The sequence below is a fragment of the Jiangella alba genome, from assembly GCF_900106035.1.
GTDB lineage: Bacteria > Actinomycetota > Actinomycetes > Jiangellales > Jiangellaceae > Jiangella > Jiangella alba.
The window spans coordinates 1,764,725-1,782,927 of the sequence record NZ_FNUC01000003.1 but is presented as its reverse complement, the minus strand read 5'-3'; the positions used below and the strand labels follow the sequence as shown (position 1 = coordinate 1,782,927).

The window sequence follows — 18,203 nt, the reverse complement described above, 5'->3', positions numbered from 1 at the left end:
AAATGTGATCAGTGCGGCATCCAGCGGTACCCGTGCTCCGGCCGGCCCGCCGACCCGTACCGCGGCGCCACCGTCGCGCGTCCCGTCGCCGCCAGGTGCTCGAGGTAGCGGCGCGCGCTGATGCGCGACAGCCCCACCCGCTCGGCCAGCTCGGACGCGGACAGGTCGCCGTCGGCGCCGGCCAGCTCGGCCGACACGAGGTCCAGCGTGCGCTCGGACAGCCCCTTCGGCAGCTTGGCGGCGCCCGCGCCGGCGGCGGGGCTGCGCAGCAGTTCGTCGACCTGGTCCTGGTCCAGTCGCCCGCCGGTGGCCCGGGCCGCGGTGCGGCGCAGCTGTTCGCGGCGGGCCAGGTACGTGTTCATCCGGTCGGCGAACACGTCCAGCGTGAACGGCTTCACCAGGTAGTCGACGACGCCGCCGGCCATCGCGGCGCGGACGGTGGCCAGCTCGCGCGCCGCGGTGATCGCGATGACGTCGACCTGCGGCGCGGACCGGGCCCTCAGCCGGTTGAGGAACTCGATGCCGGAGATGTCCGGCAGGTAGATGTCGAGCAGGATCAGCTCCGGCTGCAGTTCCTCGACGGCGCGCAGCGCGTCGGCGCCCAGGTGCACCTCGCCGACGACGCTGAACCCCGGCACCGCCTCGACGAACCCGCGGTGGATCGCGGCGACGGCGAAGTCGTCGTCGACGACGAGGGTGCGGACGTCGCTCACGGACGAACACCCGCCGGCACCCGCGCGGGCAGCACGACCTCGAACTCGGCGCCCCCGCTGGCGGAGTCGCGCACCGTCACGCGGCCGCCGCGGCGCTGCACGATGCGGTGCACCAGCGCCAGCCCGATGCCGCGCCCGGCGCCCTTCGACGCGCTCTTCGAGCTGAACCCGGCGGCGAAGATCAGCGTCCGCTGCTCGACCGGCACGCCCGGGCCGTCGTCGGCCACCAGCACCCGCACCTCGCCGCCGTCGGACTGGTCGATGCGGACGTCGACGGTGCCGCCGTGGCCGGTCGCGTCGGCGGCGTTGTCGACCAGGTTGCCGAGGATCGTCACCAGCTCGTCGCCGTCGTCGTCCAGCCGCGACCGCGCGTCGACCCGTAGCGTCAGCCCCCGCTCGCGGCACGTCGCGGCCTTGGCCAGGAGCAGCGCCGACACCGCGGGCGCCGTCACCCCGTCGGCGACGGTGCGGGTGACGGTGCCGCCGCGCCCGACCCGGTCGATGAACGACACGGCGTCGTCGGTGCGGCCCAGCTCCAGCAGCCCGGACACCACGTGCAGGTGGTTGGAGAACTCGTGCGCCTGCGCCCGCAGCGCCTCGGTCAGCGACCGCGCGCCCTCCAGCTCGCGCAGCGCGTCGTGCAGCTCGGTGCGGTCGCGCAGCGTCAGCACCACGCCGACGGAGCGGCCGTCGGACGTCGCGGAGCGCCGGTTCACGACCAGGATGCGCACCCCGGCCAGCACCAGCCGGTCGGTGACGTCGGCGTCGTCGGTGGCGACGGCGGCCAGCGTCGGCTCCAGCACCTCGGGCGCCGGCCGCCCGCTCACGTCTCCGTCGAGGTCGAGCAGCCGCCGCGCCTCGTCGTTGACCAGCGCGATGCGCCCGGCGTCGTCCAGCGCGACGACGCCCTCGCGGATGCCGTGCAGCATGGCGTCGCGGGTCTCCAGCAGCGTCGCGATCTCGTCAGGCTCCAGCTTGAAGATGCGCCGCCTGACGACGTGCGTCACCCAGGTCGCGCCGAGGGTGCCGAGCACCGCGGCGGCGGCCAGCCAGGCCAGCAGCGTCGGGATGTCCTCGAGGAGGTCGTCCTGCAGCTCCGACTCCAGCGTGCCCACCGACACCGTGCCGATGACGGCGCCGCCGGCGTCGAACACCGGCACCTTCACCCGCCACGAGCGGCCCAGAGTGCCGGTCTGCGTCCCCACGTACACCTCGCCGGACAGCGGCACGCTCGGGTCGGTGGAGACCGGCTCGCCGATGCGCTCCGGGTCCGGGTGCGAGTAGCGGATGCCGGCCTCGTCGGTGACGACGACGTAGGTGACGTTGGAGGCCTCGCGGATCAGCTCGGCCAGCGGCTGGATGGTCGACGATGGGTCCGAGTCGTCGAACGCGTCGAGCACCGACGGCAGCCCGGCGACGCTGTCGGCGACGGCGATCATGCGGTCCTGGTAGCTGTCGCGGATCTGCTCGGCCTGCAGCCACGCGGCCAGCCCACCTGCGGAGACGACCGTGACGAGCACGATCGCCAGCTGCAGCGCGAGCAGTTGCACCCGCAACGAGACCGACCTGAGCATGCGCATCAGTGTGCACCGAGGCGGCACCGGACCGAAACACGACCGAAATGATCAATACGACCAGTACGACCGGAGAGTTCCGGGGATGTGCGCCCCGCTCCTAGCCTCCAACGTCACCACGCCGCTGTGGCGTGGACCACAGACACCAGGAGGAGTCATGCGAGGTCCCATCCGGGTCGCGATCGGCGCCGTGGCGCTGGCGACGGTGCTGGCGGCCTGCGGCGGCAGCGACGACGGCGACTCGACGACGGACTCCGGCGCCGGCGTCGAGGACCTGTCCATCATGGTGCCGGCCGACCCGGGCGGCGGCTGGGACCAGACCGGCCGCGCGTTCCAGAAGGCGCTCGACGAGACCGGCCTGGCCAGCGGCGCCGAGGTGACGAACGTGGGTGGCGCCGGCGGCACGGTCGGCCTGGCCCAGCTGGCCAACCAGCGCGGCGGCGGCACCACGCTGATGGTGACCGGCCTCGTCATGGTCGGCGCGGTCGAGACGAACCAGTCGCAGGCCCGGCTCGAGGACACCACCCCGATCGCCCGGCTGACGTCGGAGGACCTCATCGTCGTCGTCCCGGCGGAGTCGCCGTACCAGACCGTGAACGACCTGGTCGACGACATCGTCGCCACCGGGAAGGACGTCGCCGTCACCGGCGGGTCGGCCGGCGGCGCCGACCACATCCTCGCGGGCCTGCTGCTCAAGGACGCCGGGGTGCCGGCCGAGGAGCTGATCGACACGCTCAACTACATCGCCTACTCCGGCGGCGGCGAGTCGCTGGCGGCGCTGCTCGGCGGCCAGGTCGACGCCGGCATCTCCGGCGTCGGCGAGTACTCCGAGCAGGTCGCGGCCGGTGAGCTGCGCGCGCTCGCGGTGTCCGGCCCGGAGCCGGTCGAGGGCATCGACGCGCCGACACTGACCGAGGCCGGCTACGACGTCGAGCTGACGAACTGGCGCGGGCTGGTCGCGTCCGGCGACATCTCCGACGAGGACCGTGCGGCTCTGGTCGACCTCGTCACCGAGTTGCACGGCTCCGAGGAGTGGAAGGCCGAGCTGGACCGGGCCGGGTGGGGCGACACGTTCCTCGCCGGCGACGAGTTCGACGCGTTCCTCGACGAGGAGATCGGCTCCGTGCAGGACGTGCTGCGCGACATCGGGCTGGTGCAGTGACCGTGCCCGCCACTGACGGACCGGCGCCGGCCGCGAGCGGCACCGGTCTCCCCGGCCCGCCGGACTCCGGCGGGCGGCTCGGCGGGCCGGGGCCCGGGCGTTCCCTCCTCGGCCGGGCCGAGGAGTACGTCATCGGCGCGCTCATCGCCGGTCTCGGCGTGTTCGTGCTGGCCGACACCGCGACCATCGCGGTGCCCGGGTCGTCGAACGCGATGGGGCCGCGGACCTTCCCGTACGTCGTCGGCGCCGTGCTCGTCGGCGCCGGCATCGCGGTGCTGGTGGCGACGGCGCGCGGCCGGGTCGGCGCGGCCGAGGACGGCGAGGACGTCGACCCGAACGCCGGCACCGACTGGCGCACCGTCGTGCAGCTGGTCGCGGTGTTCCTCGTGCACACCTGGCTGATCGAGCGGGCCGGCTGGCCGCTGGCGATCGCCGTCCTGTTCGCCGGCGCCGCGTGGACGCTGGGCGCGCGGCCGTGGTGGCGGCCGGTCGTCGCCGGCATCGTGCTCGCGCTGGTGCTGCAGGTGGTGTTCGGGACCGGGCTCGGGCTGTCGCTGCCCGCCGGCTGGCTGGAAGGGGTGCCGCTCATCGATGGCTGACGCGACCGCGGTGCTGGACGGCTTCGCCAACGCCCTCCAGCCCATGTACCTGCTGTACGCGCTGCTCGGCGTGTTCGTCGGGACGGCCGTCGGCGTGCTGCCCGGCATCGGCCCGGCGATGGCCGTCGCGCTGCTGCTGCCGCTCACCTACGAGCTGGACGTCACCGCCGCGATGATCGTGTTCGCCGGCATCTACTACGGCGGCATGTACGGCGGCTCGACGACGTCGATCCTGCTCAACACGCCCGGCGAGTCCGCGTCGATCGTCACCGCCGTCGAGGGCAACAAGATGGCGAAGGCCGGGCGGGGTGCGGCCGCGCTCGCGACGGCCGCCCTGGGGTCGTTCGTCGCCGGGACCATCGGCACGCTGGCGCTGACGCTGCTGGCGCCGGTGATCGCCGACTGGGCCGTGCAACTCGGCCCGGCCGACTACGTCGCGCTGATGGTCGTCGCGTTCGTGACGGTGGGCGCGCTGCTCGGGTCGTCGGTGGCGCGCGGGCTGGCGTCGCTGGCGCTGGGCCTGTTCGTCGGGCTGATCGGCACCGACACCCTCACCGGGCAGCAGCGGTTCACGTTCGGCGTCCCGCTGCTGGCCGACGGCGTCGACGTCGTGGTCGTGGCGGTGGGCGTGTTCGCCGTCGGCGAGGCGTTGTACGTCGCGTCGCGGCTGCGGCACGGGCCGGTCGAGGTGATCCCGGTGCCGCGCGGCTGGCGGTCGTGGATGTCGCGGTCGGACTGGTCGCGGTCGTGGCGGCCGTGGCTGCGCGGCACCGCCATCGGCTTCCCCGTCGGGACCATCCCGGCCGGCGGCGCCGACGTCTCCACCTTCCTCTCCTACGCGACGGAGAAGAAGCTGGCCAAGGGCCGCCGCAAGGACGAGTTCGGCCACGGCGCCATCGAGGGCGTCGCCGGTCCCGAGGCGGCCAACAACGCCGCGGCCGCCGGGGTGCTGGTGCCGCTGCTGACGCTCGGCCTGCCGACGACGGCGACCGCCGCGGTGATGATCGCGGCGTTCCAGACGTACGGCATCCAGCCCGGGCCGCTGCTGTTCGAGAACCAGCCGGTGCTGGTGTGGACGCTGGTGGCCAGCCTCTACATCGGCAACCTCATGCTGCTGGTGTTCAACCTGCCGCTGGTCGGGCTGTGGGTGAAGGTGCTGCAGATCCCCCGCCACTACCTCTACGCGGGCATCCTCACCTTCGCCGCGCTGGGCAGCTACGCGCTCAACTTCTCCCCTGTCGACCTGCTGTTGCTGCTGGGCATCGGGCTGGCCGGGTTCTTCATGCGCCGGCACGGCTACCCGGCCGCGCCCCTCGTCGTCGGCATGATCCTCGGCCCGATGGCGGAGGAGCAGGTCCGCCGGACGCTGGCGATCAGCCAGGGCGACCTGACGGCGCTCGTGACCAGCCCGTTCGCGGCCGTGGCGTATGGCCTGCTGCTGGTGCTGCTCGCCCTGGCGATGTGGGCGCGGCAGCGCGAACGGCGGCTGAACGAGAAGGAACCGGCGGTGATGTCGTAGCCGCGCCGGGTACTGGCGAGGCGCGGGCCCGGCCGATGAGTTCGTGGCTACCGGCCGGTCCGAGCTCGTGACATCTGAGGAAAGGAACCGCCATGCCGGAGCTTCTGGTCGACTTCATCACCTCCCTCGACGGCTACGCGTCGGGCGAGGGATGGCCCGGGTTCTGGGGTCTCGAGGGCCCGGAGTACCTCGCGTGGCTCGGCGAACAGCCCGAGGTCACCTACCTGATGGGAGCGAACACCTACCGCCTGATGTCGGGCTTCTCAGCCGGCGAGGTCCCCAACGGCCAGGAGGAGTTCAGGCCCGAGGAAGAGGCGTCCGTCGACGAGCTGACCCGAGCGTCCAAGGTGGTGTTCTCCTCCTCGATCGAGGAGCCACTGACGTGGGCCAACTCCACGCTGGTCCGCGACGACGCCGTCGAGGCGGTCCGCGCCATGAAGTCGAGCGGCTCGGGGCTGCTGAGCACGATCGGCAGCCTCAGCCTGTGCCGGTCCCTGCTGCGAGCCGGGCTCGTCGACCGCTTCCGGGTCGGGATCTTCCCGGTGATCACCGGGGCCACGGGCGCCGAACGCGTCTACGACGGCTACCCGGACGTCGCCCTCGAGATGACCGAGCACCGGACCTTCGACGGCCGCATCCAGCTGGTCGAGTACAAGCCTCGCGTACTCGAGCACCCGCCGCTCGGCGCCCCTGCGTGAGGTCGCCCCGTCCGCCGGCCCGGGCGGCCGTGATGTCGTAACAGGCTGCTCTCCGTTCGTCTCCTGGGTAGAAAGGACCGAAGACCCAGGAGGACTGATGAGCGTGACACCGATCCCGGACACCTATCGCCGGGTCACCCCCTGCCTCGTCGTGCGCGGGGCGGCGCAGGCGCTGGAGTTCTACGCCGACGTGTTCGGCGCGACCGAGCGCCTGCGCTTCCCCGGGCCCGGCGGCAGCGTCGCCCACGCCGAGATCGTCATCGGCGACTCCGTGCTGATCGTCGAGGACGCGTCGCCGATGATGGGCACCGAGCCGCCGCCGGAGGGCGGGCTGCCCGGCTCGCCGGCGTTCCTGTTCGTCTACGTCGAGGACGTCGACGCGGTCGTGGCGCGCGCCGTCGAGCAGGGCGCGACGCTGAAGCGGGCGCCGGAGAACCAGTTCTACGGCGACCGCGACGGCTACGTCGTCGACCCGTTCGGGCACGGCTGGACCATCGCGACCCACGTCGAGGACGTCGCCGAGGACGAACTGGCGCGGCGCCTCGCCGCACTACAGGGAGCCTGATGAAGTACGTCCTGCTGTTCGTCGACACCGAGCAGTTCCACGCCGATCTCGAGGCGCTGACGCCGGACGACCGGGCCCGCGCGTTCGCCAAGGTGGACGAGTGGATGGCCGAGCACCGTCACGTCATCCGCGGCGGCAACAAGCTGCAGGACCCGGACACCGCCACCACCGTCCGCCTCGACGGGCCGGTGCCGATCGTCACCGACGGCCCGTTCGTCGAGGGCAAGGAGGTGGTCAGCGGCTACCTCGAGATCGAGGTCGCCGACCTCGACGAGGCGCTGCGCATGGTGCGGACGTGGCCGGGCTGCCCGGTCGTCGAGATCCGGCCGCTGGAGTCGTGACCGACGACGCCCACGACGAGCTGGCCCGGGTGGTGCGCGAGCACGCGGGCCGGCTCGCGGCCGCCCTGGTGCGGCTGATCGGCGACTTCTCCACCGCCGAGGACCTCGTCCAGGACGCCGTCGTCGCGGCGCTGGAGCGCTGGCCGGTCGACGGCATCCCGGACCGGCCGGACGCCTGGCTGTTCACCGTCGCCCGGCGGCGCGGCCTGGACGTGCTGCGGCGCGAGACCCGGTACCGGGAGAAGCTGGCCCGTGTGCAGTGGCCGGTCCCGCCGGAGCCGGACGAGCGGCTGCGGCTGGTGTTCACCTGCTGCCACCCGGCGCTGCCGCGGTCCGCGCAGGTCGCGCTGACGCTGCGGGTGGTGTGCGGGCTGACGACGGCGCAGGTCGCCCGCGCGTTCCTCGTCCCGGAGTCGACGGTGGCGCAGCGCATCACCCGGGCGAAGCGGAAGATCGCCGACGCCGGCATCCCGTACCGGCTGCCGACCGACGCCGACCTCGGCGACCGCGTCGGCGAGGCGCTCACCGTCGTCTACCTGATGCTGAACGAGGGCTACCTCTCCTCCGGCGGCGAGGTGGCCTCGCAGCGGCTGGTCGACGACGCGGCCTGGCTGGCGGCGCTGCTGCACGAGCTGCTGCCGGACGAGCCGGAGGTGGCCGGGCTGCTGGCGCTGATCAGGCTGCACCGGGCCCGCTCCGGCGGCCGCTTCGGCGCCGACGGCGGCCTCGTGCTGCTGGCCGACCAGGACCGGTCCCGCTGGGACCACGCGGCCATCGCGGACGCCGTCGCCCTCCTGGTGCGGACGGCGCGCCGTGGCCGGCCCGGGCCCTACCAGCTGCAGGCCGCGATCGTCGCCTGTCACGCCGAGGCGGCCCGCTGGGAGGACACCGACTGGGAGCAGATCGTGCTGCTCTACGACCTGCTGCTGACCCTCGCGCCGTCGCCGGTGACGCGGCTGCACCGGGCGGTCGCGCTGCGCTACACCGCCGGCCCCGCCGCCGCGCTGCGCTCGCTGGACGCCCTGGATGACCGGCTGGACGGCTACCACCTGCTGCACGCGACCCGGGCCGGGCTGCTGCGCGACCTCGGCCGTCCGGACGAGGCCCGGGCAGCGGACGCGCGGGCGCTGGAGCTCACCACCAACCCGGCCGAGCAGGCCATCCTGCACGAGCGGCTGCGCTGGGCCTGAGCCCCCTCGATGAGTTCCGCCACCGCGCCTGGTCTACTCCGGTCATGACGTACACCGAGCTGAACGGCGCCCGCTGCTGGGTCGCGGAGGACGGCGCCGGCCCGCCGCTGGTCCTGCTGCACGGCGGCTTCAGCGACGGGCGCGAGTTCACCGGCAACCTGGCCGGGCTGGCCGGCGACTTCCGCGTCGTGCGGCCGGACCGGCGCGGGCACGGCCGCTCCCCCGACGTCGACGGGCCGCTGTCGCAGCACGTCATGGCCGACGACACCGTCGCGCTGCTGTCGCGGCTGGGCGGTCCGGCGCGGCTGGCGGGCTACAGCGACGGCGCGGTGGTCGCGCTGCTGACCGCCCTGCGCCGGCCCGACCTCGTCGAACGGCTGGTGCTGATCAGCGGCGTGTTCGACCCGTCCGGCTGGCTGTTCGCGGCGGAGCCCGGCCCTGACGACGTCGACGACGACCCGCTCGCGGGGATGCCGGCCGAGGTCGTCGACGCCTACGCGGAGGTCTCGCCGGACGGCCGCGACCACTTCCCCGTCGTCGCGGCGAAGATCATGGCGCTGACGGCGGAGGAACTCGGCATCACGCCCGCCGACCTTGCCCGGCTGGACGTCCGGACCCTCGTCGTCGCGGCCGACGACGACATCATCGCGCTGGAGCACACGCTGGCCCTCTACCGCGCCCTCCCGCGCGGCGAGCTGGCGGTCGTCCCCGGCACGTCGCACGACCTGCTGACCGACAAGCCGGCCGCCGTCACCGCCGTCGTCGCCGAGTTCCTCACCCACGACGCCGTCCCGACGTCGATCCCGGTGCGGCGGGCGTCGGATCAGCCGCGGTAGAAGGCGGCCAGCTCCGGCGCCAGCAGCGCCGGGTCGGCGACATGGCCGGCGACCTCGACGGTGAGCCGCCGGGCGTCCGGCAGGCTCGCGGCGGCGACGTCGGCCGCGGCGCCGAAGAAGTCGACCGGCAGCCCGGCCGAGTGCGGGTCGACGGTCGCACCGGTCGACAGCAGCACCGGCTGCCCGACCGCCGCCAGCCGGACCGCCGGCGGCGGGCCGTCGCCGAGGCACGCGGCGTCGTAGCGCAGCGTCGGGGCCAGCTCGCGCAGCGCCGGCCAGACCGGCGCCGCCTCGGCCGCCGCGATCTGGTCGTCCGGCGACCCGGCCAGCCGCATGAACAGCCGCAGCGCCTCGTCGCGGTCACCGCGGCCGAGGGCGTCGCCGAGCTCGGCGACGTACGCGTGCCAGGCCGCGACCATCGGCTCGCCGACCAGGTACGGGACCTCGTGGACGGCGATGCGGTCCACCGGCAGCCCGGCGGCCGCCGCCTCCAGCGCCAGCGCCCCGCCCGACGACGCGCCGAACAGGTGCGCCCGCCCGCCGGCCGCCTCGATCACCGCGGCGAGGTCGTCGACCTCCCGCTCGACGGCGTACGGCGCGGTGTCGCCGCTGTCGCCCCGGCCGCGGCGCCGGTAGTTGACGACGGCGAACCCGGCGGCGGCGAGGTGCTGGCCCAGCGGCACGTTCTCGCTGCCGTCGTCCAGCCCGCCGCCGACGAGCACCATCGCCGGCCCGTCGTCGCTGGCCGTCAGCGCCAGATCATCAACCTTCTGTGCTGCCCTGACAACGCAAAAGGTGGATGAAAACCCAGAAGCGGCCGGCGAACCGCACCCAACCTCAACGGGTGAGCAGCCGCCGCGTCGTCTCGAGGCCCCAGTCGTCCAGGCCGGCCAGGCGGTCGCTGCTGACCACCGCGCCGCCCACGGCCTCGACGTGTGCGGCCCAGGCGTCGCGGTTCTCGACCTTGGGGCCGACGATGAGGCAGTCGGGGTCGTTGGCGAAGAACACGCCGTTCATGAACTGCCGCCCGCGCGCGCTGAGCAGTGCCGCCTCCTGGCTGGGCGAGCACATGTCACCGTCGTCGGGGGCGAAGGTGTGGCCGGTGTCGGCGCTGACGCGGATGGAGTCGACCAGGCCGACGGACGGGAGAACGGGCGCACCGCAGCCCAGGATGTGCGCGGACGGCCCGACGGCGGACCGGATGAGACGCAGCCCGTCCCGGTACGCCGTCACCGGATCCGCCCCCGACGCACGAACACCCGGAATGGCCCCCGCCGCGATGAAGTCGATCTTGAAGTAGTCGATGCCCCACGACGCGAACGTCGAGAACACCGTGTGCATCCACTCCGCCGCGCCGGGGTGCGACAGGTCCAGCGAGTACAGGTCCTGGTTCCAGTTGTTCCCGGCGTGCAGCGCGCCGCCGTGCGGGTGCCGCAGCAGCCAGTCGGGATGCTCGGCGGCCAGCCGGGACCGGGCGCCGGCGAAGAACGGGGCCAGCCAGATGCCGGCCCGGCGGCCCTCGCCGCGGATCTGCTCCACCAATCCGCGCAGGTCGGCGAAGGTGGCGGACGGGGTCAGCCAGTCGCCGATCTCGGCGGAGTAGCCGTCGTCGATCTGGACGACGTCGACGGGGAGCTCGAGGCTGCGCATCGCGGAGAGGTTCTCGACGATGTCCTCACGGCGCACGCCGCCCCAGTACTCGTACCAGGAGCACCAGGCGGTCGGCGCGGGACGAGCCGCCGGCAGCCCCGCGGCCGCGACGGCCGACACCGCCCACGACCGCAGCGCCTCCTGAACGGAGGACCCGGGCACGACACGAACGGCCACCGGCCCGTCCGCACCGACGACGACAACGGACCCCGAGACGACGGCCTGCAGCCGCACCCCCGTCGTGAACGGGTCCTCGGCCGCCACGACGTGCACGGAACCGGCGCCGTCAGAGACGGCCAGCACGCCCTCGCCGAAGTACCCGTCCGGACCCGGGTGTGACGACTGCCGGTAGTTGAGCATCCGGTTCCGCTCCGACGTGGGCCGGTGCGGCCGCGCACCCAGCGCGTACGTGGTGGTCGGGCTGAACGACTGCCAGCCGTGCTCGAAGACCTCGGCGCCGTCGGAGACAGCAACCTCGTGGACGACGTCGAAACCGGGCGAGAGAGACATGGAGAGAACCTCGGGAGAAGGGGCCGTCAGGCCTTGAGTCCGGACATCGCGATGCCGCGGATGAACTGTTTCTGCAGCAGGACGAAGACCAGCACCATCGGCAGAATCGTCAGCAGCGAGCCCGCCATCAGGACGGGGTAGTCGGTGCCCTGGGCGCCCTGCAGCGTGGCCAGCCCGACCGGCAGCGTCATCCGGTCCGGGACGGTGTTGACGATCAGCGGCCAGAGCAGGTCGTTCCAGGAGAACAGGGAGGTGAGGATGGTCAGCGCGGCCAGCGCCGGCCGGCACAGCGGCAGGATGATCCGCAGGTAGATCTGGAACGGGTTGGCGCCGTCCATGCGGGCCGCCTCGTCCAGCTCGGTCGGCAGCGTCCGCATGAACTGGTACAGGACGAAGACGCCGAACGCGCTGAACATGCCGGGCAGCGCCAGCGCCTGGACGGAGTTCAGCCAGCCCATCGTGCGGATCACCTCGTACTGCGGGATCACGAACAGCTGCGGCGGCACCATCAGCACGACGAGGAAGCCGGCCAGCAGCGGCCCGCGGAACCGGAACCGCAGCCGGGCGAACACGTACGCCGCCAGCGACGCGACCAGCAGCTGCCCGGCCACCCGCAGCACCAGCGCCAGCACGCTGTTCACCGCCATCGACGCCACCGGGACGACGTCGAAGAAGGCCGAGTAGTTCGACCACTGCGGCGACGCCGGCAGGAAGGTCAGCGGGATGCGGGTCGACTCCCCCAGCGTCTTCAGCGACGTGAGGAACTGCCAGAGGAACGGCGACACCATGAGCAGCGCGCCGGCCATCAGGACGACATGGGTGATGACGTGGCGGCGCTCACGCATAGGTCACCCACCTCCGCTGCAGCCGGAACTGCACGGCCGTCACCGCGAGCGTCACCACCAGGGTGACGAGCGCGATCACCGCGCCGAGCGGGCGGTCGTTGCGCACGAACGCCTCCTCGTAGAACAGGTAGACGATCGTCTTGGAGTCGGCCAGCGCCGGGTTCGTCCGGCCGAGCATGATGAACAGCAGGTCGAACATCTGCAGCGACCCGATCACCGACAGCACCGACACCAGGAAGATCGACGGCGTCAGCAGCGGCACGGTGACGGAGAAGAACCGCCGGACCGGACCCGCGCCGTCCAGCATCGCCGCCTCCTCCAGGGTCTGCGGGACGGACTCCAGCCCGGCCGCCAGGATGATGAGGTTGGTGCCGAGCGCCATCCAGATGCCGACGACGGCGACGGCGTACAGCGCGGTGTCGGGGTCGGCCACCCAGGCGCGGGTCGGCCCGCCGACGGTGTCGAGCACCTCGTTGAGCAGCCCGAAGTCGCCGTTGTAGATGTAGCGCCAGACCATCGCGACGGCCACCGGCATGGTCACGACGGGGACGAAGTACAGCGTCCGGTAGAACGACCGGCCGCGCAGTCCGCGCTGGTGCAGCAACGCCGCGATCACCATCGCGATGGGCACGCCCAGCAGCACGATCGCCGCGTACACCAGCGTGTTGACCAGCGCCCGCCACACGTCGTCGCCGTTCTCGAACAGCCGCTGCCAGTTCTGCAGGCCGCTGAGGGTGTAGCCGGTGAACGCGGTCCCCTCGGAGAAGCTGAGCAGGACGGTGCGCAGCAGCGGCCACAGGTAGAAGACCACCAGCCCGCCGAACGGCATCGCGAGCAGCATCGCCGCCCACGCGTTGTCCGGGTGCCGGTTCGGCCGGCGGCGGGGCTGGGCGGCGCCGGGCGGCGCCGCCGAGCCCTTCGTCCGCATGAGGGTCATCTCAGCCCTGGTTCTCCTGCGCCAGCGCCTCGTTCATCGCGCCGGCCAGCCCGGCCGCGGCGTCCTCGACGCTCTGCTCGCCGGTCCACGCCGGGGTGAGGAACTCGCCCTCGCGGCTGGCCCACGCGTCGGTGTTGCGCGAGACCGGCAGGACGACGCCGTTGTCGGCCTGGTCGAGGAACGCCTGCAGGTTGAACTGCGGGAACGCGTCGATGAAGGCCTGCTCGGTGCCCTCGTAGGAGCCGATGACGGTGCCGGTCTCGCTGGAGATCTGCGAGGCCTCCTCGCCGCTGAGGAAGACGGCCAGCCGGGCGGCCTCCTCGGGGTGCTCGGTCGAGGCGAGCGCGACGTTGCCGATGCCGTTGATGATGGTCGCCTCCTGGGCGCCGCCGGGCAGCTCGGTGACGTCGAAGTTCTGCGACGCGTACTCGTCGTTCGCGAACCGGATGGCGTAGAACGAGCCGGTGGTGAGCATGGCCAGCCGGCCGGACATGAACTGGGCGACGGACTCGGTGTCGGCGAACGACTCCAGCGTCGGCGACACGTGGTACGTGTTGATCATGTCGGTCCAGAACTGGATGCCGGCGATCGCCTCGGGGCTGTCGTAGCCCGACGTCGTGCCGTCCTCCGAGATCACCTCGCCGCCGGCCTGGTAGATCGTGTTGTAGTAGGTGGCCTGCGGGTCCATCGGCGCGCCGATGCCGTACACGCTGCCGTCGGGCTTGGTCAGCGCCTGCGCGTTGGCGATGACGTCGTCCCAGGTCCAGTCCGGCGTCGGGTAGGCCACGCCGGCCTCGTCGAACAGCGCCTTGTTGTACCAGAGCCCGATGGTGTCGAAGTCCTTGGGCAGCGCGTACGTGGTGCCGTCGTCGACGAACAGGTCGACCAGCTGCTCCGGGTACTTCTCGATGTCCAGGCCGGACTCGGCGAACGCGTCGTCCAGCGGCAGCAGCACGCCGCCGTCGATGTACTGGCCGATCTTCGCGCCGAGCATCCAGGCGACGTCCGGGCCGGTGCCGCCGGCGGTGGACGTCTGCAGCGTGCTCCAGTAGTCGGTCCACGGGATGATCTGGATCTCCACCGTGACGCCCGGGTTCTCCTCCTCGAACACGTCGAGGATCTGCCGGATCGCCGGCTCCTGGTCGGGCGAGAACGTCGCGAAGGTGAGGTTGACGTCCTCGCCGTCGCCGCCGTCGCCGCCCGAACCGCCGGCCGAGGCGCCGTTGTCGCCGCACGCGGCCAGTGTCAGGACGGCCGCGGTGGCCGCCAGGGCGAGCATGGTCTTCGTCGACTTCATCGTCGTGTGCCTCTCGTTCGGATGGGGTGCGTTCAGTTCAGGGGCCGCACGTGCGGATCGATCCAGTCCACGTGCGCGGGCTCGGCACCGTCGGGCGACCGCACGACCAGTCGCAGCCGGGTGACGCCGGCGAGGTCCACGTCGAGCTCCCGTGCGGGGTCGCCCGCGGTGAGCTCGACCGTGGTGAGGACGCGGCCGTCGCCGACGACGGAGCAGGTGGCCGTCGCGCCGGCGGGGCTCTCGTCGTCGACGCCGACGGACGCGGTGAGCCGCGCCGGTGCGCCGTCGATCACCCAGGTGACGTCCGACGGGGCGCAGACGCCGAGGCCCTCGGGGTGGTGCGTGCCGGCCACGGACATCGGCCGGCCGTCGGCGGGGTTGCCCTCGCCGTTGGACATGTCCCGCTCGACCGGGCCGCTGCCGTTGGCGGCGGCGAGGGGGGTGAGCGCGACGAGCGACGCGGGGTCCGCGCCGAGGGGGCTGACGACGCGCACGTGCGCGAGGGTGGAGCGGCGGGCGCCGAGCGGGTCGCCCGCGTGGACGGCCAGGACGGCGACGTGGCCGGGCTCGGTGTCCGCGGGGACGGTGACCGTCCAGGCGCCGGGGCGCAGCGGTCGCGGCGCGTCCCAGCCGGGCGGCACGACGAGGTGCGGCTCGGCGCCGCTGACGACGGCCTCGATCTCGACCGGCTCGCCGGGGACGCCGCGCACGATCGGCTCGGCGACGGTGACGGTGGGACGCGGCTCAGCGGCCGGCCCGCGGGTGTGGCCGGACGGCGCCAGCAGCACCACCGCGCCGCCGTTGGGCCGCAGCGTGACGTCGACGGTGCCGGAGGCCGGACGAACCTCCTGGGTGAGCCGGTCGGCGTCGTCGTCGGTGATGATCGTGGCGGTGAAGTCGCCCGCACCGAGCAGGCCGAGGTCGAGGGTGACGGCCTTCGGCTCCGCGAGCGCGGACAGTGCGCCGACGATCCACTCGTCACCCGAGCGGCGGGCCAGTACGACGTACTCCCCCGGCCGCCCGGCCAGCAGCCGGGTCTCGTCCCAGTGCGCCCGGACGCGCTCGATGGCCGCCTCCGCGATGGGCCGCTTCGCGTACTCGTCGACGTCGTCGGCGAAGTTCAGCAGCCCCGACTCCAGCACGACGGCCAGCGCCAGCTCGTGCGCCTCGGTGGTCAGCCGGGCCGCGGCCGAGAACGTCACCGGCGTGTAGTCGGCCGACCCGACGACGTTGCGGGTGAACGGGACGATCGTGTTGTGCTCGGGCGTCAGCGGCTCGCTGTAGAAGACGTAGTACTCCGCGCCGCGCACCGCCTCGTAGCTCATGACGTGCGGGTACGTGCGGGCCCAGCCGCGTGGGATGACCGAGCCGTGGAAGTTGATCATCAGGCCGACGCGGGCGCACTCGGCGATGACCTCGTCGTACCAGCGGTAGCGCTCCTGCGCCTCGGACTCCATGAAGTCGACCTTGACGCCGGCGACGCCCCACGACGCCCACTCGGCCAGCTTGGCCCGTTGCTCCGGGGTGGCGAGGTGGTCCCAGACCACCCAGACGAACACGCCGACGCCGCGCTCGCTGGCCGCGGCCACCAGCTCGGGCATCCAGACGCCGTCCCAGCCGCAGTCGACCAGCACGTACTCCCAGCCGCGCTCGGCGGCGTAGTCGAGCATGCGCAGCTGCTTGGACAGCTGGGCGCCACTGTAGAAGTCCGACCACCACGACCACGCCGCCCGGCCCGGCCGCGCCCAGGGCGGCGGCCCCGCCGGTGCGGGCGGCGCGAGGTCGTCCACCAGGTGCGACGCGACGACGGTCGCGAGGTCACCGAGGATCAGCACCCGCCACGGCGTCGCGACGGCGTCGCCGGACAGCACGACGTCGTTCGCGAGCGTGACGGTGAGCCCGCCGCCGCCCGCGTACCGGGCCAGCGAGCCGCCATACCGGCCGTCCAGGTCCGCCTCGGTGACCAGTGCGAACGTGTCGTCGCCCAGTTCGGCGAGGAACGGGAAGCCGTAGTCGCCGGGCTCCAGCGCGTCCAGCGTGCTGCTGAACCTCGTGGTCTCGTACCAGGGCGTGTACGTGAGCGGCCAGACCGGCGCCGCCGCCGGGAACCGCAGGGCGACGTCGCCGCCGGTCACCGTCGCGCCGTCGAGGCCGTGCAGCACGAACCGCAGCGCGACGCCGTCCGGCGCGGCCCGCAGCACGACGGTGACCTCGCCGCCGTCCGCACAGGCGAACCGGACCGACCGCTCGTGGTGGTCGACGGTGTGCCGGCCGACCCGCTTGCCGACGACCAGCTCGTACTCCTCGGCCACGTCGCGGGCGGCGTCGGACACGTACGCGACGCCGGACAGCAGGTCGCGGCCGTCGCCCGTGCGCAGGTGCAGCGGCGCGGGCGGGGTGACCTGCACGCCGCCGGAGAGCGCCGTCCAGGTGAGCCGGCCGCGGAACCAGGTGACGGCGACGGTGTGGCGGCCGTGCCGCGCGGACCAAGTGGTGGACTCAGACACGACGGACTCCGGGACGGCGGCGGGTGTCGGCGGCGACACGCTGGCGGGACGGGAAGACGAGCTCCTGGATGGCGACCGCGGCGGCGCCGCGGGCCCACTCCTCGAACGGGAGGTCGCGCACGTGGATGGGCACCTGGTGGGCGGCGCCGAACGCCTGCTCGGCGAACGCCTCGCGGATCGCCGTCTCGAACAGGTCGTAGCTGGACACGCCCTCACCGGCGACGATGACGCGTTCCGGGCCGAGCAGGTTGGCCACCGAGGCCAGCGCCAGGCCGATCAGCCGGCCGGCCCGGGCGAAGATCGCGCGGACGCTCTCGTCGCCGGAGCGGGCCAGCTCGACCGCGGTCTCGATGGTGAGGTCGTCGCGGCCGGTGGCGGCGCGGCAGCGCTCCAGCAGCGCCTTCGTCGACGCTTCGGCCTCGACGCAGCCGTGCGCGCCGCAGTGGCACTGGACGGACGGGTCGCCGAGCGGCAGGTGCCCGATCTCCCCCGCGACGCTGTGCGCGCCGCGCACCAGCCCGCCGTCGACGACGAGCGCGCAGCCGATGCCGGTGCCGATGGTGACGACGGCGAAGTTCGTGATGCCGCGGCCGAGCCCGAACCACTGCTCGGCGACGGTGAGCGCCTTGACGTCGTTCTCGACGACGACGGGGGCGCCGACGGCGGCGCTCACCGCGGCGCCGAGGTCGACGTCGCGCCAGCCGAGGAACGGCGAGTAGCGGACGTAGCCGGTGTCGTGGTCGATGTCGCCGGACAGGCTCAGCCCGAGGTCGTGCGGCGCGACGACGAATCCGGCGGCCTCGGCCCGCTCGACCAGCTCGCGGTAGAACGCGGCGATGGCCGCCACGGCGGCGCCGACGGTGGTGTCGGCCAGCGCCCGGCGCTCGGACACCCGCGGCGCGCCGGCGAGGTCGCACACCATGCCGATCAGCTCGTCGCGCCGGACGATGATGCCGAACGAGCCGGTCTGCCGCGCGTGCACCCGCAGCGGGCTGCTCGGCCGCCCCATCCGGGTCTCGTCGCCGTTGGGCTGCGGCTGGTCCGGCGCGTACTCGAGGTAGCCCTCGTCGATGAGCAGCTTCGCCACCCGCGTGACGGCGGCCGACGACAACCCCGTCTCGCGGGCGATGTCGACGCGGGCGATGGGACCGGCGGTCAACGCGGTGAGGAAGACGGCGCCCTCGGCCGGAGTTCCCTCGACCGGGCCGCCTCGCTGGATCGGCACGGGACCGACGCTACGAAGACTTAATAAACTTTGTC

At 73.2% G+C, this 18,203-nt stretch carries 17 protein-coding genes; 8 read left to right on the top strand and 9 right to left on the bottom strand.

Going from position 1 to position 18,203, the window contains the following annotated elements:
• Positions 1 to 8: 8 nt before the first annotated feature.
• Positions 9 to 713: a response regulator gene (locus BLV02_RS10725; RefSeq protein WP_069112857.1), complete on the bottom strand. Its 705-nt coding sequence runs from the start codon at positions 711 to 713 to the stop codon at positions 9 to 11.
• Positions 710 to 2,287, bottom strand: a complete 1,578-nt coding sequence (locus tag BLV02_RS10720; RefSeq protein ID WP_216094352.1) for an ATP-binding protein — start codon at positions 2,285 to 2,287, stop codon at positions 710 to 712. Before BLV02_RS10720 ends, BLV02_RS10725 begins: the two co-directional genes overlap by 4 nt.
• Before the next feature lie 157 nt (positions 2,288 to 2,444).
• Between BLV02_RS10720 and BLV02_RS10715 the strand changes: the two genes are divergently transcribed.
• From BLV02_RS10715 to BLV02_RS10680, 8 genes are all read left to right on the top strand, one after another.
• Entirely contained in the window at positions 2,445 to 3,449 is a 1,005-nt protein-coding gene (locus BLV02_RS10715) for a Bug family tripartite tricarboxylate transporter substrate binding protein (protein ID WP_069112859.1), read from the top strand.
• A gap of 2 nt (positions 3,450 to 3,451) precedes the next feature.
• Positions 3,452 to 4,048 carry a tripartite tricarboxylate transporter TctB family protein gene (locus BLV02_RS10710; protein ID WP_083288900.1) on the top strand — a complete coding sequence of 199 codons (597 nt, stop codon included), beginning with the start codon at positions 3,452 to 3,454 and terminating at the stop codon, positions 4,046 to 4,048.
• Positions 4,041 to 5,567, top strand: a complete 1,527-nt coding sequence (locus BLV02_RS10705; RefSeq protein WP_069112860.1) for a tripartite tricarboxylate transporter permease — start codon at positions 4,041 to 4,043, stop codon at positions 5,565 to 5,567. The genes BLV02_RS10710 and BLV02_RS10705 overlap by 8 nt, the downstream gene beginning before the upstream one ends.
• 92 nt (positions 5,568 to 5,659) lie before the next feature.
• A complete protein-coding gene (locus BLV02_RS10700; RefSeq protein ID WP_069112861.1) occupies positions 5,660 to 6,265 on the top strand; it encodes a dihydrofolate reductase family protein in 606 nt (201 codons plus the stop codon).
• Between the two features lie 97 nt (positions 6,266 to 6,362).
• Complete coding sequence (locus BLV02_RS10695) at positions 6,363 to 6,830, top strand: VOC family protein (protein WP_069112862.1); 468 nt, start codon at positions 6,363 to 6,365, stop codon at positions 6,828 to 6,830.
• The gene (locus tag BLV02_RS10690) at positions 6,830 to 7,171 is read left to right on the top strand and encodes a YciI family protein (protein WP_069112863.1); all 342 of its coding nucleotides are present in this window, start codon (positions 6,830 to 6,832) and stop codon (positions 7,169 to 7,171) included. Before BLV02_RS10695 ends, BLV02_RS10690 begins: the two co-directional genes overlap by 1 nt.
• Positions 7,168 to 8,361, top strand: a complete 1,194-nt coding sequence (locus BLV02_RS10685) for an RNA polymerase sigma factor (RefSeq protein WP_069112864.1) — start codon at positions 7,168 to 7,170, stop codon at positions 8,359 to 8,361. Before BLV02_RS10690 ends, BLV02_RS10685 begins: the two co-directional genes overlap by 4 nt.
• 44 nt (positions 8,362 to 8,405) lie before the next feature.
• The gene (locus BLV02_RS10680) at positions 8,406 to 9,197 is read left to right on the top strand and encodes an alpha/beta fold hydrolase (protein ID WP_069112865.1); all 792 of its coding nucleotides are present in this window, start codon (positions 8,406 to 8,408) and stop codon (positions 9,195 to 9,197) included.
• On the opposite strand, the gene BLV02_RS10675 is transcribed toward BLV02_RS10680, so the two are convergent.
• The 7 genes from BLV02_RS10675 to BLV02_RS10645 form a co-directional block, all read right to left on the bottom strand.
• Positions 9,185 to 9,922: an alpha/beta hydrolase gene (locus BLV02_RS10675; protein ID WP_083288877.1), complete on the bottom strand. Its 738-nt coding sequence runs from the start codon at positions 9,920 to 9,922 to the stop codon at positions 9,185 to 9,187. The two genes, BLV02_RS10680 and BLV02_RS10675, sit on opposite strands and share 13 nt — an antisense overlap.
• Before the next feature lie 112 nt (positions 9,923 to 10,034).
• Positions 10,035 to 11,357 carry a glycoside hydrolase family 36 protein gene (locus tag BLV02_RS10670; protein WP_069112867.1) on the bottom strand — a complete coding sequence of 441 codons (1,323 nt, stop codon included), beginning with the start codon at positions 11,355 to 11,357 and terminating at the stop codon, positions 10,035 to 10,037.
• A 26-nt stretch (positions 11,358 to 11,383) separates the two neighbouring features.
• Complete coding sequence (locus BLV02_RS10665; protein ID WP_069112868.1) at positions 11,384 to 12,202, bottom strand: carbohydrate ABC transporter permease; 819 nt, start codon at positions 12,200 to 12,202, stop codon at positions 11,384 to 11,386.
• Positions 12,195 to 13,139, bottom strand: coding sequence for a carbohydrate ABC transporter permease (locus tag BLV02_RS10660; protein ID WP_069112869.1), 945 nt, complete (start codon positions 13,137 to 13,139; stop codon positions 12,195 to 12,197). The genes BLV02_RS10665 and BLV02_RS10660 overlap by 8 nt, the downstream gene beginning before the upstream one ends.
• A 1-nt stretch (position 13,140) precedes the next feature.
• Entirely contained in the window at positions 13,141 to 14,436 is a 1,296-nt protein-coding gene (locus BLV02_RS10655; RefSeq protein ID WP_069112870.1) for an ABC transporter substrate-binding protein, read from the bottom strand.
• A gap of 32 nt (positions 14,437 to 14,468) precedes the next feature.
• Positions 14,469 to 16,943 (bottom strand): NPCBM/NEW2 domain-containing protein, encoded by a 2,475-nt coding sequence (locus BLV02_RS10650; protein WP_171906803.1) that lies wholly within the window; start codon positions 16,941 to 16,943, stop codon positions 14,469 to 14,471.
• Positions 16,936 to 18,168: an ROK family transcriptional regulator gene (locus BLV02_RS10645; RefSeq protein ID WP_216094353.1), complete on the bottom strand. Its 1,233-nt coding sequence runs from the start codon at positions 18,166 to 18,168 to the stop codon at positions 16,936 to 16,938. The genes BLV02_RS10650 and BLV02_RS10645 overlap by 8 nt, the downstream gene beginning before the upstream one ends.
• Between the last annotated feature and the right edge of the window lie 35 nt (positions 18,169 to 18,203).

Bases quoted from the DNA above. Each gene is read 5' to 3' on its own strand.
- BLV02_RS10720 (WP_216094352.1), bottom strand. From the start codon at position 2,287: ATGCTCAGGTCGGTCTCGTTGCGGGTGCAACTGCTCGCGCTGCAGCTG.
- BLV02_RS10715 (WP_069112859.1), top strand. From the start codon at position 2,445: ATGCGAGGTCCCATCCGGGTCGCGATCGGCGCCGTGGCGCTGGCGACG.
- BLV02_RS10705 (WP_069112860.1), top strand. From the start codon at position 4,041: ATGGCTGACGCGACCGCGGTGCTGGACGGCTTCGCCAACGCCCTCCAG.
- BLV02_RS10700 (WP_069112861.1), top strand. From the start codon at position 5,660: ATGCCGGAGCTTCTGGTCGACTTCATCACCTCCCTCGACGGCTACGCG.
- BLV02_RS10695 (WP_069112862.1), top strand. From the start codon at position 6,363: ATGAGCGTGACACCGATCCCGGACACCTATCGCCGGGTCACCCCCTGC.
- BLV02_RS10690 (WP_069112863.1), top strand. From the start codon at position 6,830: ATGAAGTACGTCCTGCTGTTCGTCGACACCGAGCAGTTCCACGCCGAT.
- BLV02_RS10680 (WP_069112865.1), top strand. From the start codon at position 8,406: ATGACGTACACCGAGCTGAACGGCGCCCGCTGCTGGGTCGCGGAGGAC.
- BLV02_RS10675 (WP_083288877.1), bottom strand. From the start codon at position 9,922: ATGGTGCTCGTCGGCGGCGGGCTGGACGACGGCAGCGAGAACGTGCCG.
- BLV02_RS10670 (WP_069112867.1), bottom strand. From the start codon at position 11,357: ATGTCTCTCTCGCCCGGTTTCGACGTCGTCCACGAGGTTGCTGTCTCC.
- BLV02_RS10665 (WP_069112868.1), bottom strand. From the start codon at position 12,202: ATGCGTGAGCGCCGCCACGTCATCACCCATGTCGTCCTGATGGCCGGC.
- BLV02_RS10660 (WP_069112869.1), bottom strand. From the start codon at position 13,139: ATGACCCTCATGCGGACGAAGGGCTCGGCGGCGCCGCCCGGCGCCGCC.
- BLV02_RS10655 (WP_069112870.1), bottom strand. From the start codon at position 14,436: ATGAAGTCGACGAAGACCATGCTCGCCCTGGCGGCCACCGCGGCCGTC.